At 64.5% G+C, this 16,100-nt stretch carries 19 protein-coding genes; 7 read left to right on the top strand and 12 right to left on the bottom strand.

The features are described from left to right. Positions 1-42 precede the first annotated feature (42 nt). Genes DDA93_RS00240 through DDA93_RS00230 form a run of 3 tightly spaced genes read right to left on the bottom strand, consistent with a single transcriptional unit; the run spans position 43 to position 2,432 of the window. Positions 43-846, bottom strand: a complete 804-nt coding sequence (locus DDA93_RS00240; protein ID WP_116777774.1) for an RNA methyltransferase — start codon at positions 844-846, stop codon at positions 43-45. Beyond that, positions 843-1,622, bottom strand: coding sequence for a sulfite exporter TauE/SafE family protein (locus DDA93_RS00235; protein ID WP_116777773.1), 780 nt, complete (start codon positions 1,620-1,622; stop codon positions 843-845). Before DDA93_RS00235 ends, DDA93_RS00240 begins: the two co-directional genes overlap by 4 nt. 18 nt (positions 1,623-1,640) lie before the next feature. Beyond that, positions 1,641-2,432, bottom strand: a complete 792-nt coding sequence (locus DDA93_RS00230) for an ABC transporter ATP-binding protein (protein ID WP_024476526.1) — start codon at positions 2,430-2,432, stop codon at positions 1,641-1,643. A gap of 186 nt (positions 2,433-2,618) precedes the next feature. Between DDA93_RS00230 and serB the strand changes: the two genes are divergently transcribed. After that, positions 2,619-3,503, top strand: a complete 885-nt coding sequence (gene serB, locus DDA93_RS00225) for a phosphoserine phosphatase SerB (protein WP_116777772.1) — start codon at positions 2,619-2,621, stop codon at positions 3,501-3,503. A gap of 70 nt (positions 3,504-3,573) precedes the next feature. Here serB and DDA93_RS00220 read toward each other — a convergent pair whose 3' ends face one another. Next, entirely contained in the window at positions 3,574-4,317 is a 744-nt protein-coding gene (locus DDA93_RS00220) for an SDR family oxidoreductase (protein WP_116777771.1), read from the bottom strand. Positions 4,318-4,378: 61 nt separating this feature from the next. Next, positions 4,379-5,116 (bottom strand): 3-oxoacyl-ACP reductase FabG, encoded by a 738-nt coding sequence (fabG, locus tag DDA93_RS00215; RefSeq protein WP_019482668.1) that lies wholly within the window; start codon positions 5,114-5,116, stop codon positions 4,379-4,381. Positions 5,117-5,266: 150 nt separating this feature from the next. Between fabG and DDA93_RS00210 the strand changes: the two genes are divergently transcribed. Genes DDA93_RS00210 through DDA93_RS00200 form a run of 3 tightly spaced genes read left to right on the top strand, consistent with a single transcriptional unit; the run spans position 5,267 to position 6,792 of the window. After that, entirely contained in the window at positions 5,267-5,680 is a 414-nt protein-coding gene (locus DDA93_RS00210; protein WP_024476529.1) for a DUF3099 domain-containing protein, read from the top strand. Next, positions 5,677-5,955, top strand: a complete 279-nt coding sequence (locus tag DDA93_RS00205; protein WP_116777770.1) for a hypothetical protein — start codon at positions 5,677-5,679, stop codon at positions 5,953-5,955. Before DDA93_RS00210 ends, DDA93_RS00205 begins: the two co-directional genes overlap by 4 nt. After that, the gene (locus tag DDA93_RS00200) at positions 5,956-6,792 is read left to right on the top strand and encodes an SURF1 family protein (protein ID WP_116777769.1); all 837 of its coding nucleotides are present in this window, start codon (positions 5,956-5,958) and stop codon (positions 6,790-6,792) included. Here the strand turns inward: DDA93_RS00200 and DDA93_RS00195 are convergent. After that, positions 6,789-8,387: an ABC-F family ATP-binding cassette domain-containing protein gene (locus DDA93_RS00195; RefSeq protein WP_116777768.1), complete on the bottom strand. Its 1,599-nt coding sequence runs from the start codon at positions 8,385-8,387 to the stop codon at positions 6,789-6,791. The genes DDA93_RS00200 and DDA93_RS00195 overlap by 4 nt on opposite strands. 151 nt (positions 8,388-8,538) lie before the next feature. Between DDA93_RS00195 and DDA93_RS00190 the strand changes: the two genes are divergently transcribed. Genes DDA93_RS00190 through DDA93_RS00180 form a run of 3 tightly spaced genes read left to right on the top strand, consistent with a single transcriptional unit; the run spans position 8,539 to position 10,576 of the window. Then, positions 8,539-9,186 (top strand): biotin transporter BioY, encoded by a 648-nt coding sequence (locus tag DDA93_RS00190; protein ID WP_116777767.1) that lies wholly within the window; start codon positions 8,539-8,541, stop codon positions 9,184-9,186. Between the two features lie 20 nt (positions 9,187-9,206). After that, entirely contained in the window at positions 9,207-9,923 is a 717-nt protein-coding gene (locus tag DDA93_RS00185) for an ABC transporter ATP-binding protein (RefSeq protein ID WP_116777766.1), read from the top strand. Then, positions 9,920-10,576 (top strand): energy-coupling factor transporter transmembrane protein EcfT, encoded by a 657-nt coding sequence (locus DDA93_RS00180; protein ID WP_116777765.1) that lies wholly within the window; start codon positions 9,920-9,922, stop codon positions 10,574-10,576. Before DDA93_RS00185 ends, DDA93_RS00180 begins: the two co-directional genes overlap by 4 nt. Before the next feature lie 202 nt (positions 10,577-10,778). Here the strand turns inward: DDA93_RS00180 and DDA93_RS00175 are convergent, their stop codons facing one another. The 6 genes from DDA93_RS00175 to DDA93_RS00150 all read right to left on the bottom strand — a co-directional run bounded on the left by DDA93_RS00175 (position 10,779) and on the right by DDA93_RS00150 (position 15,970). Further along, a complete protein-coding gene (locus DDA93_RS00175) occupies positions 10,779-11,108 on the bottom strand; it encodes a metal-sulfur cluster assembly factor (RefSeq protein WP_019483812.1) in 330 nt (109 codons plus the stop codon). A 47-nt stretch (positions 11,109-11,155) separates the two neighbouring features. After that, positions 11,156-11,944 carry a Fe-S cluster assembly ATPase SufC gene (sufC, locus tag DDA93_RS00170; RefSeq protein ID WP_019483811.1) on the bottom strand — a complete coding sequence of 263 codons (789 nt, stop codon included), beginning with the start codon at positions 11,942-11,944 and terminating at the stop codon, positions 11,156-11,158. A gap of 78 nt (positions 11,945-12,022) precedes the next feature. Further along, a complete protein-coding gene (locus tag DDA93_RS00165; RefSeq protein ID WP_019483810.1) occupies positions 12,023-12,382 on the bottom strand; it encodes a non-heme iron oxygenase ferredoxin subunit in 360 nt (119 codons plus the stop codon). Continuing rightward, positions 12,382-13,647, bottom strand: a complete 1,266-nt coding sequence (gene sufD / locus DDA93_RS00160; protein WP_019483809.1) for a Fe-S cluster assembly protein SufD — start codon at positions 13,645-13,647, stop codon at positions 12,382-12,384. The genes DDA93_RS00165 and sufD overlap by 1 nt, the downstream gene beginning before the upstream one ends. A gap of 2 nt (positions 13,648-13,649) precedes the next feature. Beyond that, entirely contained in the window at positions 13,650-15,125 is a 1,476-nt protein-coding gene (gene sufB, locus DDA93_RS00155; RefSeq protein ID WP_019483808.1) for a Fe-S cluster assembly protein SufB, read from the bottom strand. Further along, the gene (locus DDA93_RS00150; RefSeq protein WP_019483807.1) at positions 15,125-15,970 is read right to left on the bottom strand and encodes a helix-turn-helix domain-containing protein; all 846 of its coding nucleotides are present in this window, start codon (positions 15,968-15,970) and stop codon (positions 15,125-15,127) included. The genes sufB and DDA93_RS00150 overlap by 1 nt, the downstream gene beginning before the upstream one ends. Positions 15,971-16,100 lie beyond the last annotated feature (130 nt).

Genomic DNA, 16,100 nt, shown 5'->3' with positions numbered 1-16,100 from the left:
GCGGTCCCAGCCATCTTGCCACCGGTGGGTGTGGCACGGCAGCTAGCGCCGGCATTCCCAGAAAGCGACCGCGCTTGCCGCTGCGACATTGAGCGAATCGACGCCGGCTCGCATCGGGATGCTCACGCTGTGGTCGGCCTGTTCCAGGGTCGCCCGGGTCAGGCCCTCCCCCTCAGTGCCAAGCACCAGGGCGAGCCGTTCGTGGCGGGCGGCGCTGAGGTCGTCCAGGGCGATGGTCTTGTCCCCCAGGGCGAGCCCGGCAACCACGAATCCTGCCTCCTGCAGATCGCCGAGCTGCGCAGGCCACTCGGTTAATCTCACCCATGGCACCTGGAAAACGGCGCCCATGCTGACCCTGATTGCACGCCGGTAAAGCGGGTCGGCACAGCGCGGACTGATCAGGACGGCGTCCACACCGAGTGCCGCAGCGGAGCGAAAGATAGCGCCGAGGTTGGTGTGGTCGACGATGTCCTCAAGGACGGCGATCCGGTGCGCGCCCTCCAGTACCCCATCGAGGTCGAGCGGACGGGGCCGGTCCATGGCGGCCAGCGCACCACGGTGCAGATGGAAGCCGGTGATCTGTTCGAGGATCTGTTCGGTGCCGATGAAAGCGGGGACCGCGGGGAAACGCTCCAGCAGGTCCTGCAGATCGGGCAGCCATTTGTCGGTGAGAAAGAAGGACCGTGGGGTGTGGCCGGCGTCGACGGCTCGCCGGAGCACCTTGGTGCTTTCGGCAATGTAGAGGCCTTCGGCGGGTTCCCGTCGTCGGCGGAGCTGTGTATCGGTCAGGGAGGTGTAGTCCGACACCAGCGGGTCGGCGGGGTCGGTTAGGCGGTGGATGCTCATCCGGTGACCAGCCGGGCGACCATGATGTAGAGGGCGATCAGGCCGAGAGTCACAATGATCGACCGCAGCACTGCCGGACGTAGCCTGCGTCCGATCACCGCACCAAAGAAGCCGCCAATGAGTGAGCTGACGGCGATGACCAGAACCACCCACCAGTTGATGCGGTCGAACGCGAAGAGCATGTACGAAATGCCTGCCACCACGTTGACGGCGAGCACCAGCAGGTTCTTCACTGCGGTGGCGTTCTGGATGGTGCCGTGCAGGAAAATGCCGAGGATACCCACCAGCAGGATGCCCTGAGCTGCGACGAAGTACCCGCCGTAGACGCCCGCCAGGTACACGAGGATGGTCAGCCCCACGGGGTGGGCCCGGGTGGACTCCTTGCGTCCAGCCCGGAGCAGCACCCTGCGTTGCAGCGCGGGCTGGAAGATCACAAAGCCCAGGGCAATGACGATCAGGATTGGCGCCGCGAATTCGAAGACCTGTTCCGGCAGATTCAGGAGGAGAGCTGCACCGGTGATCCCCCCGAGAACCGAGGCGGGAAGCAGGCGAAGAATGGTCGAGCGCAAACCGGCAAGTTCACGACGGTACCCCCAGGTTCCCGATACACCGCCCGCGATCAGGCCCATCGCGTTGCTGATGGTCGCTGTGACCGGGGCGAATCCCAGGGCGAGCAGGACCGGGAAGGTGACGAGCGTGCCGGAGCCCACCACCGAATTGATGGCACCGGCCCAGAGACCGGCAACAAAAATGAGGGCACCCTGCAGCAGTTCCATCAGCAGGCGTACCGGTCGCTAGGCGCGGGAACGGGCGACAGCCGTGTAGCGGCCGTCCTGCTGGCGGACGTCGAGGGGCACATCGAAAGCTGCGCTGAGGTGCTCTTCGGTGAAGACGGTCTCGATCGGGCCGGAAGCCACTACCGCGCCGTCGCGCATCAGCATGGCGTGGGTGAATCCCGGTGGCACCTCTTCGAGGTGATGGGTCACTAACACCATGACCGGTGATTCCTCGTCCTGGGCCAGGGCAGTGAGCCGGGTGATCAGGTCTTCACGACCGGCGAGGTCCAGCCCGGCGCCGGGCTCGTCGAGGAGCAGCAGCTCCGGGTCGGTCATCAGGGCCCGGGCGATCTGGACGCGCTTGCGTTCGCCCTCGCTGAGGGAGGCAAACGGCCGGTTCATGAAGGTGGACATGCCCCACGCATCGAGCAGGGCAAAGGCGCGGCGGGCGTCCTGCTTTTCGTACTGCTCCCGCCACCGTCCGGTGATCCCGTAGGAAGCGGTGACCACCACGTTGAGCACGGTTTCGTGCTCGGGTATCTGGGCGGCGAGGGCCGCCGAGGCGAGCCCGATGCGGGGACGCAACTCGAAGACATCCACCGCACCCAGAACTTCGTCCAGGATACCCGCGACACCCTGGGTGGGGTGGATGCGGGCGCCGGCGATCTGGAGCAGGGTGGTTTTGCCTGCACCGTTCGGGCCCATGATCACCCAGCGTTCGCCGTCCTTGACCTGCCAGTCCACGCTGTCCAACAGCGTCTTGCCGCCCCGGACAAGGCTTACCCCAGCTAACTCAAGAACATCACTCATAGCACTAGACATTAGGCCAACTAGCGCAGCAAACGCGAAACGGCGCCCGCCCGGCGCCCGGTGGGCAGGATGAGCGGCCGGCGTCGTCCGGGGAACTGATTTCGGAGCCCGCCCGGCGCCCGGCGATAATGGCTTGGTGGCGCTGACCGCGCTGCGGTTGAAGACCAATGGTGAAAGTGGAGGATTATGCCCAGGGAATTCGGTGTCGTCAGTTACGGTGTGCAGCTTCCGGATGAGTTTCTGATCGCTGTCCAGGGTGCCGTCCAGAACACCGGTGCCCAGATCATCGAACTCGAGAACTCGGGGAGCTCACGCTTCCAGGCGTCCACCGTTTTCGTCTCGTTCGACGGCGACGCCGCCGACCTGCGGACCGCTGTGCAGCCCCACCTGACGGGTGACCTGAGCTGCGCCGTCGTCCCTCCCCCACTGGTTGACGAGGGACGAAAGCTCCTCATCATGGACGTGGATTCCACCTTGATCCGGCAGGAAGTCATTGAGTTGCTGGCTGCCCACGCTGGCCGGGAGGCTGAGGTCGCCGCCGTCACCGACGCGGCGATGCGCGGCGAAATAGATTTCACCCAGAGCCTCCGATCGAGGGTGGCGGTGCTCAAGGGCCTTCCGGTCAGTGTCCTCGCCGAGGTGGGATCGGTCATTGAGTTCAGCGACGGCGCTGAGGAGCTGGTCCGCCACTATCTGGCGGCAGGGCACGCGGTTGCCGCAGTCTCGGGCGGTTTCACCCAGCTACTCGACCCGCTGGCCGCCCAACTGAGCCTGACCTTCGCGGAGGCCAACGTACTGGGCGTCAGCGACGACGGACATCTCACCGGTGAGGTCGTGGGCCCGGTAGTGGACCGCGCAGCCAAGGAACGGGCCCTGCGGCGGTGGGCTGCGGAGGCCGGCGTGCCGATGGAGCGGACCATCGCCGTCGGGGACGGTGCCAATGACCTCGACATGCTTGGCGCGGCTGGGCTCGGGGTGGCTTTCAACGCCAAGCCCGCGGTCCGTGCGGCTGCGGACGCCTCGATCGATCTGCCCTACCTGGACGTGGTCAGGCACTTCAGCCGGTACTGACCTGGACCGGGCTGACTCTTGATGGACTTCACCGCCCCAGGACCCAATCCTGGGGCGGTGAAGGAACCGGCTACTTGGTGAAGTACTCGTAGCCGCCGACGTACTCCGTGTGTCCGCTGGGGACATCGGCAGTGGCCATCTTCGCGATCTCAGCGGCAAACTCGGCGACCGAGTAGAGCCGCCCGGCCTGCTCGCGGCGCGCTTCAATCGCCCCGGGGGTGGCCCGGTCCAGCAGGGTTGCCGTAACGGTTCCCTCGATCATGTCGCCGGAAACCACAACCAGGGTGATGCCCTTGGCTTCCAGCTCAGGCAGCAGCTCGCGGAGGGCATCCTCACCGGCCCGCTTACTGCGAGCGACGGCCTCGTAGGCTGCCATCGTGGGAACCGTGTTGATGAAGTGCGCCTGATGGCTGGTGATGAACACCACGCGGGAACCCGACGGCATCACGTCCATCGCCGCGCGGAGCATGTTGACCTGCGCGTCACGGTTCAGTTTCAGGGCATAGTCTTCCTCGACTCCCGATTCCATCCCGCCCGACGCATTGAGGACCAGCAAACCCAGACCCCCGAAGTTGTCGACCGCTGCCTGGATCAGCGCCGCTGACCCCTCAGCGGTGGTCAGGTCGGCGCCAACAGCTACCGCCTTCCCGCCAGCGGCCTCGATCCCCGCCACCACCTTCGCGGCGCGCGGTGCCTTCTGGCGGTAATTGACGACGACGGCGGCGCCCTGGTCCGCGAGCAGTTTCGCGACATCAGCCCCGATTCCGCGTGATGATCCGGTGACGATTGCGGGTGTGCCATCCAACGCGGCCATAGGTACTCCTCTTAGTCGGTGAAACATTAGTCAGTGAAAACGGGTGATAAACGCTGTGCTGTTAGTGGCCCATGCCCAGTCCACCGTCGACGGGGATGACCGCTCCGGAGATGTAGGCGGCGTCGTCGCTGGCAATCCACCGCACCACGTTGGCCACCTCGGTCGGCTCAGCGAACCGTCGGGCCGGGATGGTGGCGAGGTAGTTTTTGCGGGTGTCCTCGGGCAGCTCGGCGGTCATATCGGTGTTAATGAAACCCGGAGCCACCACGTTCGCGGTGATACCCCGCGAACCCAGTTCGCGGGTGAGCGACCTGGCGATGCCGATCAGGCCCGCCTTCGACGCCGAATAGTTGATCTGCCCGGGAGCACCGTACAGCCCCGTCACCGAAGAGATCAGCACCACGCGGCCTTTCCGGAGGCGGATCATCCCCTTCGAAGCCCTCTTGATGACGCGGAACGCGCCGGTGAGGTTGGTGTCGATGACGTCGGTGAAGTCCGACTCACTCATCCGCAGCAGCAGCGTGTCACGGGTCATCCCGGCGTTGGCGACCAGCACCTCGACGGGGCCGTGGGCTTCCTCGACGGCGGTGAACGCGGCGTCGACCTGCGCTTCGCTGGTGACGTCGGCTTTCACACCGAGAAGTCCCTCAGGAACCTCCCCGCTGCGGTAGGTAATGGCCACCCGGTCACCGTTCTCAACAAAGGCTCGCGCAATGGCAAGCCCAATGCCGCGGTTGCCTCCGGTTACCAAAACACTGCGTCCCTGCTCGGCGTCTGCCACGGATTCCTCCAGAATCATTGCTCCAACTATCCCTGCCGATCCTAGCTGGGACCTGCTGAACTGCAAGAATGTGGCGAAGGGCAGCCGCCGGGGGAACCTTTGGTGGCTGCCAGGCTTTTAACATCTTGGGGCACTGAGTGAGACAATAGAAAGGTCCCTTGGAGTGTGATGAGCAAGCAAATCCGGCATGGCGCTGACGTCCACAGTATTACCGATGCGCGAAGCGCCCACAGCGATGAAATACGCGGGCGAATGATCAAATATTCCATTTCGATGGGTATCCGTCTCGTCTGCATCGTCCTCGTTTTTTTCGTTGAGGGCTGGCTGCAGTGGGTGGTGATCGTTGGTGCGGTGGTGCTGCCGTACTTCGCGGTGATCTTCGCTAACGGTGGGTCCGACACCAGCGACCTGCCCCACAGCCAGTCGCTGATCGATAACGTGCCCCTCCCCGCTCTTGAGACCGCGGCCCCGGTGTCCCCGGAGCCCACCGACGACGTGCTGCAGGGCGAAATTATTGACGACGACGACGTCGACCCGGCCACCACCAACGACAAGCTGTACAGGGGACGTCCCACCGTATGAATCTTCTTGACCAGCTGCAGCAGCTCAGCGCTGCCCCAGGAACCACGCGGGAGCCGGGCGGCCGGCCCGCCGAGACCGTGTGCTCACGCAAGGCGTGCCGGCTGCCCGCAACCTGGCAGCTGCTATGGAACAACCCAAAAATCCATACGCCAGAGCGCCGGAAAATTTGGGTTGCGTGTGGGGAGCACCGCGACTGGCTGGAGAACTACCTGCAGACCCGTGATCTGTGGAAGGAAACCCTGCCCCTGGCGGGCTCAGCCGAGGACACAGCATAGATGTACCGTTTTCTCGTTTCGCCCCGCTGGCTGGGGTGGTTTGCCCTCGTGGTCCTGCTCGCCGTCGCGTGCAGCTCCCTCGGTATGTGGCAGCTCGACCGTCGTGACCAGCTGGCTGACACGATCCAACGGATCGAAGCCAACTATGACCAGCCAGCCGTCCCGTATGCAGCGGACACCGCCGACTTCAGATCGTTTGACCCTGCCGAGGAATGGCTGCCCATTGAGCTGACCGGAACCTATGACACGGCCAACCAGCTGGTGGTGCGCAACCGTCCCTTCAGCGGACGCCCCGGCTACGAAGTGCTGGTGCCGCTCAAACTGGCGGACGGGTCAGCGGTGATTATCAACCGCGGTTGGCTACCGATCGGCAATGATGCGGCGGGCCGTCCCGATGCTTTCCCTCAGCCGCCCGACGGCGAGGTCACCGTGACGGCGAGGATCAAGCCGGGTGAGCCGCAGCTGGATCGCGGGGCCCCGGAGGGCCAGATCGCGTCCATCAACCTGGCACGGTACGACGAGGTCCTCGACTACGAGCTTCAGACGGGTGCCTACGGGCTGATGTCAGCCGAAAGTCCGGCACCGGCGACTTCGCCGCGGATCTTCCCCCGTCCGTCCCTGGACGCCGGACCGCACTTGTCCTACTCCATGCAGTGGTTCGCCTTCGGCGGCCTGTTGTTCGTGGGGTTCGGCTACGCCGCCCGGCAGCAGCAGCGGACGGACGAAGAAGAGGCCGCAGAAGCCAACGGCACCATCTCGGCGCTGCCGTCGCGACGACAGCGCCGCCCCACCGCCGAGGAAGAAGAAGACGCCTACCTCGACGCGCGCGGCTATTAGGCCATCGTCACCAGGTCGAGATAGTCATCGCTCCAAAGGTCCTCGACGCCGTCGGGTAGCAGCACCACCCGTTCGGGGTTGAGCGCCTCAACCGCTCCCTCATCGTGGCTGACCAGGACGACGGCGCCACTGTAGTTGCGCAGCGCCCCCAGAATCTCGGCACGGCTGGCGGGGTCTAGGTTGTTGGTCGGTTCGTCGAGCAGCAACACGTTGGCTGACGACGCGACGATGGTGGCCAGAGCCAGTCGAGTCTTCTCACCACCGGAGAGCACCCCGGCAGGCTTGTCGACGTCGTCGCCCGTGAAGAGGAAGGACCCGAGGACACCGCGGACTTCGGCGTCCTTCATGTCCGGTGCCGAGGAGCGCATGTTCTCGAGGACGGTCCGCTCAGTGTCGAGGGTTTCGTGTTCCTGGGCGTAGTAGCCCACCTTCAGGCCGTGCCCGGGGATGACTTCGCCGGTGTCCGGTTTGTCGACGCCGGCGAGCATCCGCAGCAGGGTGGTCTTGCCAGCACCGTTCAGTCCGAGGATCACTACCTTCGATCCGCGGTCGATGGCGAGGTCGACGTCGGTGAAGATCTCCAGCGAACCGTAGGACTTGCTGAGCCCCTCGGCGGTCATGGGGGTCTTGCCGCACGGGGACGGTTCGGGGAACCGCAGCGCAGCAACGCGGTCCTGCGCGCGCACCGCTTCCAGCCCGCCCAGCAGGCGTTCCGCACGCTTCGCCATGTTCTGCGCAGCAACTGCCTTGGTGGCCTTGGCCCGCATTTTGTTGGCCTGGTCCATGAGGACCTGGGCCTTCTTCTCCGTGTTGGCGCGCTCACGCTTCCTCGCGCGTTCATCAGTCTCGCGCTGCTGCAGGTAACGCTTCCAGCCGATGTTGTAGATGTCGATCGTGGCGCGGTTGGCATCCAGGTGGAACACCTTGTTCACCGTCGCTTCCAGCAAGTCCACATCGTGGCTGATCACAATCAGGCCACCCTGGTGGTTCTTGAGGAACTCGCGCAGCCAGGTGATGGAGTCAGCGTCAAGGTGGTTGGTTGGCTCATCGAGGAGCATGGTCTCCGCGCCCGAGTACAGGATGCGCGCAAGTTCAACACGCCGGCGCTGACCACCGGAGAGGGTGCTCAGCGGCTGGTTCAGGATCCGGTCCGGCAGGGCGAGGTTCGAGGAAATCGCGGCTGCCTCCGCTTCGGCAGCGTACCCGCCGTGCGCAAGGAATTCTGCTTCGATCCGGTCGTAGCGGGCCATCGCCTTGTCGCGCACCGAATTGTTTTCGCTCGCCATGTCTTCCTGGGCGGCCCGCAGCTTGGTGACGACGACGTCGAGGTTCCGCGCCGAAAGGATCCGGTCCCGGGCCAACTGCTCCATATTGGGTGTCCGCGGGTCCTGGGGCAGGTACCCGATTTCGCCCTTTCGGGTGACGGACCCGCCGGCCGGCAGACCCTCCCCCGCCAGGACCCTGGTCAGAGTGGTCTTGCCGGCACCATTTCGACCCACCAGACCAATCTTGTCCCCGCGGTCAACACGGAATGACACCGCATCCATAAGCAGGCGCGCTCCCGCGCGAAGCTCTAAGTTCGAGACGGTAATCAATTACGTGGCCTTTCAATGGAACGGTTCCGCATCATTGGAGTTTGCTGGATGCCTAATTTTGTAGGAAACCTACAAGCGAAATAAGAACTGGTGGCACTAATCTCAGTAAGTGACGGCACACTGTTGTCGATAACTAACAGGAAGAGTCACCATGCATCTGGAGAATCAGGCTCCCGCGGCCGCCGCTGTGGGTACTCCCACTCACGCCAGGCGCCGCTGGAGTGCCACAGATCTTTCGCTGATCGCGGTCTTCGCGGCCTTCGTGGCCGCTCTAGCAATCCTACCTGCTATCCCCGCCGGCCCGCTCGGGGTACCCCTGACCCTGCAGACTCTCGCCGTGATGGTGACCGGAATTGTCCTTGGACCCGGCCGTGGCTTCGCTGCAGTGGCACTGTATGTGGCGGTAGGCCTGGCTGGTCTGCCGATCTTCGCTGGCTTTTCGGGGGGCGTGGGTGTCCTCGCTGGCCCGTCGGCCGGCTACCTTCTGGCGTTCCCTCTTGCTGCACTCGTCGCCGGGTTCCTGGCCCGTCTCGTCCTGGTCCGGGTGCGCCGGTTCAGGTATGCCGCCCTGTTCGCAGCCTGCATGGTGACCAGCCTGCTGGTGGTCCACACCCTCGGGATTGCTGGTCTGATGATCAACGGCAAGCTGGACTTCGTGACCGCAATCCTCGCCGACGTGATCTACCTGCCCGGCGACGTGGTGAAGAACCTCGTTGCAGCAGCGATCGGGTTGAGTGTGCACCGGGCGTTCCCCCGGTTGATTGGCGCAGGCCGGAATGCTTCTGTGACGGCCACGTGAGCCGCCGGAGCAGCTAGCCGATGATCGTTTTCGAGGGTGCTGCGGTCAGCGTCGATGGCCCGGATGGTGCGCGACTGATTCTGGCGCCGCTGACGCTGGAACTGTCCGAGCGTCGGATCGCGGTCATCGGCGCCAATGGGTCCGGGAAGTCGACTCTGCTGAAACTCATCAACGGACTGATCCCTCCAACTGCCGGGAGCGTCCTGGTGGCAGGACTCGACACGGTCAAGGCCGGCCGGGCGGTCCGGCAGCGGGTGGGATTCGTGTTTACCGATCCCCTGTCCCAACTGGTGATGCCCACCGGGCTTGAGGATGTTGAGCTGTCGCTGCGGGCTCGGCTGCGCAACCCTACCGAACGGCGAACCGCGGCACTGGCCGTCCTGGAGCGGTTCGGGCTGGGGCCGCTGGCAGAGCAAAGCATCTACGACCTCTCCGGCGGGGAGCGGCAGCTGATGGCGCTGGCCACGGTCCTCGCCGTCGACCCGGCCATCCTGGTCGCAGACGAACCCACCACCCTGCTTGACCTCCGCAACGAGCGCCGGGTCCGCAGCGTGTTCCGCAGACTGGACCAACAGGTGGTCTTCACCACCCATGATCTCGACTTCGCCAGGGACAGCGACCGGGTGCTGGTCATCGACGCGGGACAGCTGGTGTTCGACGGCGACCCCGGCGCAGCGATCGACCACTACCGGAGAATGCATCTCGAGGCGGACCCGCTGCCGGAACACCACCCATGAGGGGCCACGGCAGCCTGTTCGGCACCTACGTCGCCGGTGATTCGCTGCTCCACCGGACTCCCCTGTGGGTGAAAGGCCTTGCTGTACTGCTGCTGTCCACGAGCGTGCTGGTGGTAAACCTACTGGCGCTGACCGCCGTCGCATTTGGGCTGGTGGCAGTTGGCTACCTGATCGGTGCACGCCTGCCCCCGATCCACCTGTGGCGACCGCTGGTGCCGGTCTGGCCCATGCTCGTGATCCTCGGCGGCTACCAGATCATCGCTAACGGCCCGGAATCGGCCCTGCAGGTGGTGGGAAACATCACCACGTGCCTCCTCGCGGCCCGCCTGCTGACCCTGACCACCGAGGGCCAACGCCTCCTGGATGGGCTGGTCGCCCTCGCCGTCCCGTTTCGGCGGCTGGGCGCCGACCCCGAGCGGTTCGGCCTGACGCTTGCCCTGATGACCCGGAGCCTCCCGTATCTTGTGGGCTCGGTAGCGGACGTCCGGGACGCGGCAAAGGCCCGCGGTCTGGAACGGAACCCGCGGGCCCTGGTGATCCCGGTGGTGATCGGCGCCGTCGCCTACGCCCACCAGACCGGCGAGGCGTTGGCGGCCCGGGGTCTCGGGGAACCGAACGCTGCAGACCCCAGCGGACCGGCCCAAACCGGCTAGCGCAGCAAGAACCGGCAGCCGCCCCAAAAAACGGCTAGTGCAGCAGAAAACGGCAGGCGCCCCAAAAAACGGCTAGTGCAGCAGAAAACGGCAGGCGCCCCAAAAAACGGCTAGCGCAGCAGAAAACGGCAGGCGCCCCAGTTATATCTGGGCGCCTGCCGTTTTCTGCTGCGCTGCTCCGGGAATGCTGCGCAGGAGCGTCCTAGATGTTGAAGCCGAGGGCCCGCATCTGGTCGCGGCCGTCGTCGGTGATCTTCTCGGGACCCCATGGTGGCATCCACACCCAGTTCAGGCGCCAGTCGTCCACTACGCCGTCCAGCGACAGGCCCACCTGCTCCTCGATGACGTCAGTCAGCGGGCACGCCGCCGTGGTGAGCGTCATGTCGATCAGCAGGGCGCCGTCGTCGGCGTACTTCAGGCCGTACAGGAGGCCAAGGTCAACGATGTTGACACCCAACTCGGGGTCAATCACGTCCTTGAGGGCTTCCTCGACGTCGTCAAGCGCGGTCTGTCCCGCGTTCACTTCACTCATTGTTCTCTACCTTCTCGAAGTGTTACCGAGTTCACTTGCTGCTGAGCCTAGGCGCCGGCCGTGGTGACAGCAGGAGCCGGGGACTGGGCGCCGAAGCGGTCGTAGCCTTCGGCCTCGAGGCGGTCGGCCAGCTCAGGGCCACCCTGTTCAGCAATCCTGCCGTCAACGAACACGTGGACGAAGTCCGGCTTGATGTAGCGCAGGATCCGGGTGTAGTGGGTGATCAACAGGGTACCCATTTCGCCCTTCGAATGCTCGCGGTTCACGCCTTCGGACACGACCTTCAGCGCGTCGACGTCGAGGCCTGAATCGGTCTCATCCAGGATGGCGAAGCGGGGCTTGAACAGCTCGAGCTGAAGAATTTCGACACGCTTCTTCTCGCCGCCGGAGAAACCCTCGTTGACGTTGCGCTGGGCGAAGTCGGCGTCGATGCGCAGCTGCGACATCGCTTCCTTGACGTCCTTGGTCCAGTGACGCAGGCTCGGAGCCTTGCCATCGAGGGCAGTCTTCGCGGTCCGCAGGAAGTTGGTCATGGTGACGCCGGGTACCTCGACCGGATACTGCATGGCCAGGAACAGGCCGGCGCGGGCCCGCTCGTCGACGCTCATATCGAGGACGTCTTCACCGTCGAGGGTGATGGATCCGCTGTCAACGAGGTACCGGGGGTGACCGGCAATCGTCGAGGCGAGGGTCGACTTGCCGGAACCGTTGGGCCCCATGATGGCGTGTGACTCGCCGGTGTTGATGGTCAGGCTGACCCCTTTGAGGATCTGCTTCCTGACCCCCTGCTCCGTCTCGATGCTGACGTGGAGGTCCTTGATTTCAAGGGTGGACATCTGTGGTTCTCCTTCGCGCCCTGCGTGGCAGGGAGTGCAGTAGGTGTTCGAGCTAAGTAGTCGAAAAGTGTGTGGCGGCTAGCCGAGGTCCGGGACAGCGGCACCGTTGGTGACGGTGGTGATGTCCACGTAGACCTCGTCGCCGTGAATTTCCAGGGCGAACACTGGGACAGGTTCATAGGCCGGCAGTTGCAGCGGGGCGCCGCTGCGCAGATCGAACTGCGATCCGTGTCCCCAGCATTCGATGACGCATCCTTCGACGTCCCCCTCGGAGAGGGAGATATCGGCATGCGAGCAGGTGTCCCCGAGAGCATGGATTGCACCCTCGGAGTCCTTCACCACAGCCACCGGATAGTCGTCGATCAGAATGCGCAGGGCCTGGCGGACCTCAATGTCGTTGACATTGCAGACCAGTTCGCCCTTCGGTGCATCAGCCATCAGATGTTTCCTGCCGCGAGTTCCCGCTCCACGGCGTCGGTCAGTCGCTCCTCCAGGGCTGGCACCTTGATCTGCTGAATGACCTCGTTGAGGAAACCGCGGACCACCAGTCGGCGGGCGGTTTTCTCGTCGATGCCGCGAGCCATCAGGTAGAACAGGTGCTCGTCGTCGAACCGGCCGGTGGCGCTGGCGTGGCCTGCACCCTCGATGAGACCAGTTTCGATCTCCAGGTTCGGCACCGAGTCCGAGCGCGTTCCGTCAGTCAACAGGAGGTTACGGTTCGTTTCGTACGTATCGGTCCCCTCCGCCTCCTTGCGGATCAGCACGTCGCCGACCCAGACGGTGTGAGCGTCCTGGCCCTGCAGCGCGCCCTTGTACGTGACGCGGGATTTGCAGTTCGGGACGGCGTGGTCCACCAGGAGGCGCTGCTCAAGATGCTGGCCTGCGTCGGCGAAGTACAGTCCGTACATCTCGACCTCGGAGCCTGGTCCGGTGAAGAGCGACGACGGCGTCATCCGCACCAGGTCTCCGCCCAGGCTGATCACGACGTGCTTGAACTTCGCGTTCCGACCGATTTTGGCCTGCTGGGTGGAGGTGTGGACGGCGTCGTCGTCCCATTCCTGCACACTGACGACGGTGAGTTCAGCGCCGTCGCCGACGACGATTTCAACGTTCTGCGCGAGGGTGGTCTTGCCGTGGTGATCGAGCACCACGACGGCCTTTGAGAACCGCTCCGCGGTGATGATCAGGTGCTGGGCTGCAGGGGCCTCATCGACGCCATTGATGGTGATCTGGATGTCCCTGTCCGCGATCGTCTCCACCGGGATGGTCACGACCGTGGCCTCAGTGAACGCTTCCCAGGCTGCGGCCGAGACCCGGTCATCGGGGATGGACGCGGAGCCGATGCGGGAGTCGTCGCGGCCGACGGTTTCCACCTGGATGTTGGTGGCGCCGGAAACCTCAACGGTGGGCCCCGAACCGGTCAGCGGCTGGTCGTGCAACCCGCGGAGACGCTTGAGCGGGGTGAACCGCCAGTCCTCTTCGCGGCCGTTCAGCGGTGCGAAGTCGGCCAGCCTGTAAGACTTGAGCCGCTCACCGCGGGATGCCTCGGGGATGACCGGGGCGTCGCCGTGGCTGTGCTTTTTCGCGCCATGCTGGTCGGTGCCCTCGTTGAAGGGGGAAAGGTTTTCCCCTTCTTCGGTGAAACCGTCGATGGCAATTTTCTCTTCGGACGCCGGAGCGTCTAATTGGGTAGCTTCAGCCATTATCAGCCTACTGCCCCTTCCATCTGGAGTTCGATCAGGCGGTTCAGTTCGAGGGCGTACTCCATGGGGAGTTCACGGGCGATGGGTTCGATGAACCCGCGCACGATCATGGCCATGGCCTCGTCCTCGGGCATGCCGCGCGACATCAGGTAGAACAACTGTTCCTCGCTGACGCGCGAGACGGTTGCCTCGTGGCCCATGGTGACGTCGTCCTCGCGGATGTCCACGTACGGGTAGGTGTCGGACCGGGAGATCGTGTCCACCAGCAGGGCGTCACAGCGCACAGTGTTCGCCGAATGCGTGGCACCCTCGCGGACCTGGACCAGCCCGCGGTAGGCGGCCCGTCCACCGCCCCTGGCAACCGACTTGGAGATGATCGATGATTTGGTGTTCGGTGCGATGTGCACCATCTTCGAACCGGTGTCCTGGTGCTGACCCTCGCCGGCGAAAGCAATGGACAGGGTCTCGCCCTTGGCGTGCTCCCCTACCAGGTAGACGGCCGGGTACTTCATGGTGACCTTCGAGCCAATGTTGCCGTCAACCCACTCCATGGTGGCGCCCTCGTGGGCGATAGCCCGCTTGGTGACCAGGTTGTACACGTTGTTCGACCAGTTCTGGATGGTGGTGTAGCGGACGCGGGCGTCCTTCTTCACCACGATCTCGACGACAGCCGAGTGCAGGGAGTCCGACGTGTAGATCGGGGCGGTGCAACCTTCGATGTAGTGCACGTAGGAGCCCTCATCGGCGATGATGAGGGTCCGCTCGAACTGGCCCATGTTCTCCGTGTTGATCCGGAAGTAGGCCTGCAGTGGGATCTCAACGTGAACGCCGGGTGGCACGTAGACGAAGGAGCCGCCGGACCAGACGGCCGTGTTCAGCGATGCGAACTTGTTGTCGCCCACCGGGATGATCGAGCCGAAGTACTCCTCGAAGAACTCGGGGTGTTCCTTCAGCGCAGTGTCGGTGTCCATGAAGATGACACCCTGGCGTTCGAGCTCCTCGTTGATCTGGTGGTAGACCACCTCGGACTCGTACTGGGCCGCCACGCCTGAGACCAGGCGGTTACGCTCTGCCTCGGGGATACCGAGCTTCTCGTAGGTGTTCTTGATGTCTTCGGGGAGTTCTTCCCAGCTGCCAGCCTGCTTCTCGGTGGAGCGCACGAAGTATTTGATGTTGTCGAAGTCAATGCCCGACAGGTCAGCACCCCAGGCGGGCATGGGCTTCCGGTCGAAGTACTTGAGGCCTTTCAGGCGCAGGTCAAGCATCCATTGGGGCTCGTCCTTCTTGGCCGAGATGTCGCGGACGACCTCTTCGCTGAGTCCGCGTTTGGCGTTGGCGCCGGCGTCGTTCTTATCCGACCAGCCGAAAGCATAGTTACCGATGCCTTCGAGCTCCGGATTGCGCTCCAGGATGTCACTGATTACTGCTTCCGGAACGGCTGGCTCAGCCATTGTCTTCTGGTCTACTTGATCCGTCATCACGGCCTTTCATGCTGATGGTTGGATACGGTCGGTTCTAGCCCGGGGATGTCAGTCCCGGCGGGGGCCGGTATTACCCGGCCCACAGGTATGTGGGTGGTGCAGACGTGGCCGCCGCGCGCCAGCGTGGACAGCCGGCGTACGTCGACGCCGAGCAGCCGGGAGAATACTTCGGTCTCCTGGTCACAGAACGAGGGAAAATCGGCGGCGAGCTCCTGCACCGGGCAGTGACCCTGGCAGAGCTGGACCGCCAGCATGGCAGCGTTCGGGGCGTTCCGCCCGACAACCGTGGTGGACCCCACGAACCCGTCCGCGGTCAGTGCTCCGGCCAGCGCACGGGCGCGGTCTTCGAGGTCGGGGCCGGCGGCTTCCACCAGGGGGCGGTACCGGGTTTCCATCTCGGCGAAGCGGGTCCGGGCGAACTCGTCGACGGCGTCGGGACCGGCGACCAGTTGGAGCTGCGTCAGAGCCGCCTTGGCGATGGACAGGTAGTCGGTGCCCAGCTCGGTCTGCCCGCGCTGGCTCAGCACGTACCTGCGGGCCGGCCGGCCCGCTCCCGAAGAGGGGTTGCCGACCAGTTTCACTTCGATGAGCTGTTTGCGGGACAGGGCATCAAGGTGGCGTCGGACGGCCGCCGGGGTGAACCCCAGGCGTTCACCGAGTTCAGCCGCGCTGACCGGGCCGTGTTCGAGGACCGCGGCGAGCACCTTGCTGCGGGTCCGGTCCTCGACCTCACTGGGCCTGGAACCGTTGGGGCGGGAGCTGTTGGGCCGGGAGTCATTTGGCTGGGAGCCATTTGGGCGCGCCTCAGCCGGGAAGGTGCTGGCTGGGGATGAATTGCTCATGTCGCCTCCTCCGGAATCCGCGGCACAGATTTATGCCCACAGAATAGACAACACAATCATGTCCTAATCTGTTCCCCACTGCCAGTAAGGCGAGGCTATCCGAAGGGCGGTTCCGCACGGGAAGGCACAG

The sequence above is a fragment of the Arthrobacter sp. Bz4 genome, from assembly GCF_003075455.1.
Classification (GTDB): domain Bacteria; phylum Actinomycetota; class Actinomycetes; order Actinomycetales; family Micrococcaceae; genus Arthrobacter_D.
This window is presented reverse-complemented; position numbering and strand designations above follow the sequence as displayed.

What these genes read in the sequence shown, in the direction of transcription:
- DDA93_RS00240 (WP_116777774.1), bottom strand. Translation starts at nt 846, where the DNA reads ATGAGCATCCACCGCCTAACCGACCCCGCCGACCCGCTGGTGTCGGAC.
- DDA93_RS00235 (WP_116777773.1), bottom strand. Translation starts at nt 1,622, where the DNA reads ATGGAACTGCTGCAGGGTGCCCTCATTTTTGTTGCCGGTCTCTGGGCC.
- DDA93_RS00230 (WP_024476526.1), bottom strand. Translation starts at nt 2,432, where the DNA reads ATGAGTGATGTTCTTGAGTTAGCTGGGGTAAGCCTTGTCCGGGGCGGC.
- serB (WP_116777772.1), top strand. Translation starts at nt 2,619, where the DNA reads ATGCCCAGGGAATTCGGTGTCGTCAGTTACGGTGTGCAGCTTCCGGAT.
- DDA93_RS00220 (WP_116777771.1), bottom strand. Translation starts at nt 4,317, where the DNA reads ATGGCCGCGTTGGATGGCACACCCGCAATCGTCACCGGATCATCACGC.
- fabG (WP_019482668.1), bottom strand. Translation starts at nt 5,116, where the DNA reads ATGATTCTGGAGGAATCCGTGGCAGACGCCGAGCAGGGACGCAGTGTT.
- DDA93_RS00210 (WP_024476529.1), top strand. Translation starts at nt 5,267, where the DNA reads ATGAGCAAGCAAATCCGGCATGGCGCTGACGTCCACAGTATTACCGAT.
- DDA93_RS00205 (WP_116777770.1), top strand. Translation starts at nt 5,677, where the DNA reads ATGAATCTTCTTGACCAGCTGCAGCAGCTCAGCGCTGCCCCAGGAACC.
- DDA93_RS00200 (WP_116777769.1), top strand. Translation starts at nt 5,956, where the DNA reads ATGTACCGTTTTCTCGTTTCGCCCCGCTGGCTGGGGTGGTTTGCCCTC.
- DDA93_RS00190 (WP_116777767.1), top strand. Translation starts at nt 8,539, where the DNA reads ATGCATCTGGAGAATCAGGCTCCCGCGGCCGCCGCTGTGGGTACTCCC.
- DDA93_RS00185 (WP_116777766.1), top strand. Translation starts at nt 9,207, where the DNA reads ATGATCGTTTTCGAGGGTGCTGCGGTCAGCGTCGATGGCCCGGATGGT.
- DDA93_RS00180 (WP_116777765.1), top strand. Translation starts at nt 9,920, where the DNA reads ATGAGGGGCCACGGCAGCCTGTTCGGCACCTACGTCGCCGGTGATTCG.
- DDA93_RS00175 (WP_019483812.1), bottom strand. Translation starts at nt 11,108, where the DNA reads ATGAGTGAAGTGAACGCGGGACAGACCGCGCTTGACGACGTCGAGGAA.
- sufC (WP_019483811.1), bottom strand. Translation starts at nt 11,944, where the DNA reads ATGTCCACCCTTGAAATCAAGGACCTCCACGTCAGCATCGAGACGGAG.
- DDA93_RS00165 (WP_019483810.1), bottom strand. Translation starts at nt 12,382, where the DNA reads ATGGCTGATGCACCGAAGGGCGAACTGGTCTGCAATGTCAACGACATT.
- sufD (WP_019483809.1), bottom strand. Translation starts at nt 13,647, where the DNA reads ATGGCTGAAGCTACCCAATTAGACGCTCCGGCGTCCGAAGAGAAAATT.
- sufB (WP_019483808.1), bottom strand. Translation starts at nt 15,125, where the DNA reads ATGACGGATCAAGTAGACCAGAAGACAATGGCTGAGCCAGCCGTTCCG.
- DDA93_RS00150 (WP_019483807.1), bottom strand. Translation starts at nt 15,970, where the DNA reads ATGAGCAATTCATCCCCAGCCAGCACCTTCCCGGCTGAGGCGCGCCCA.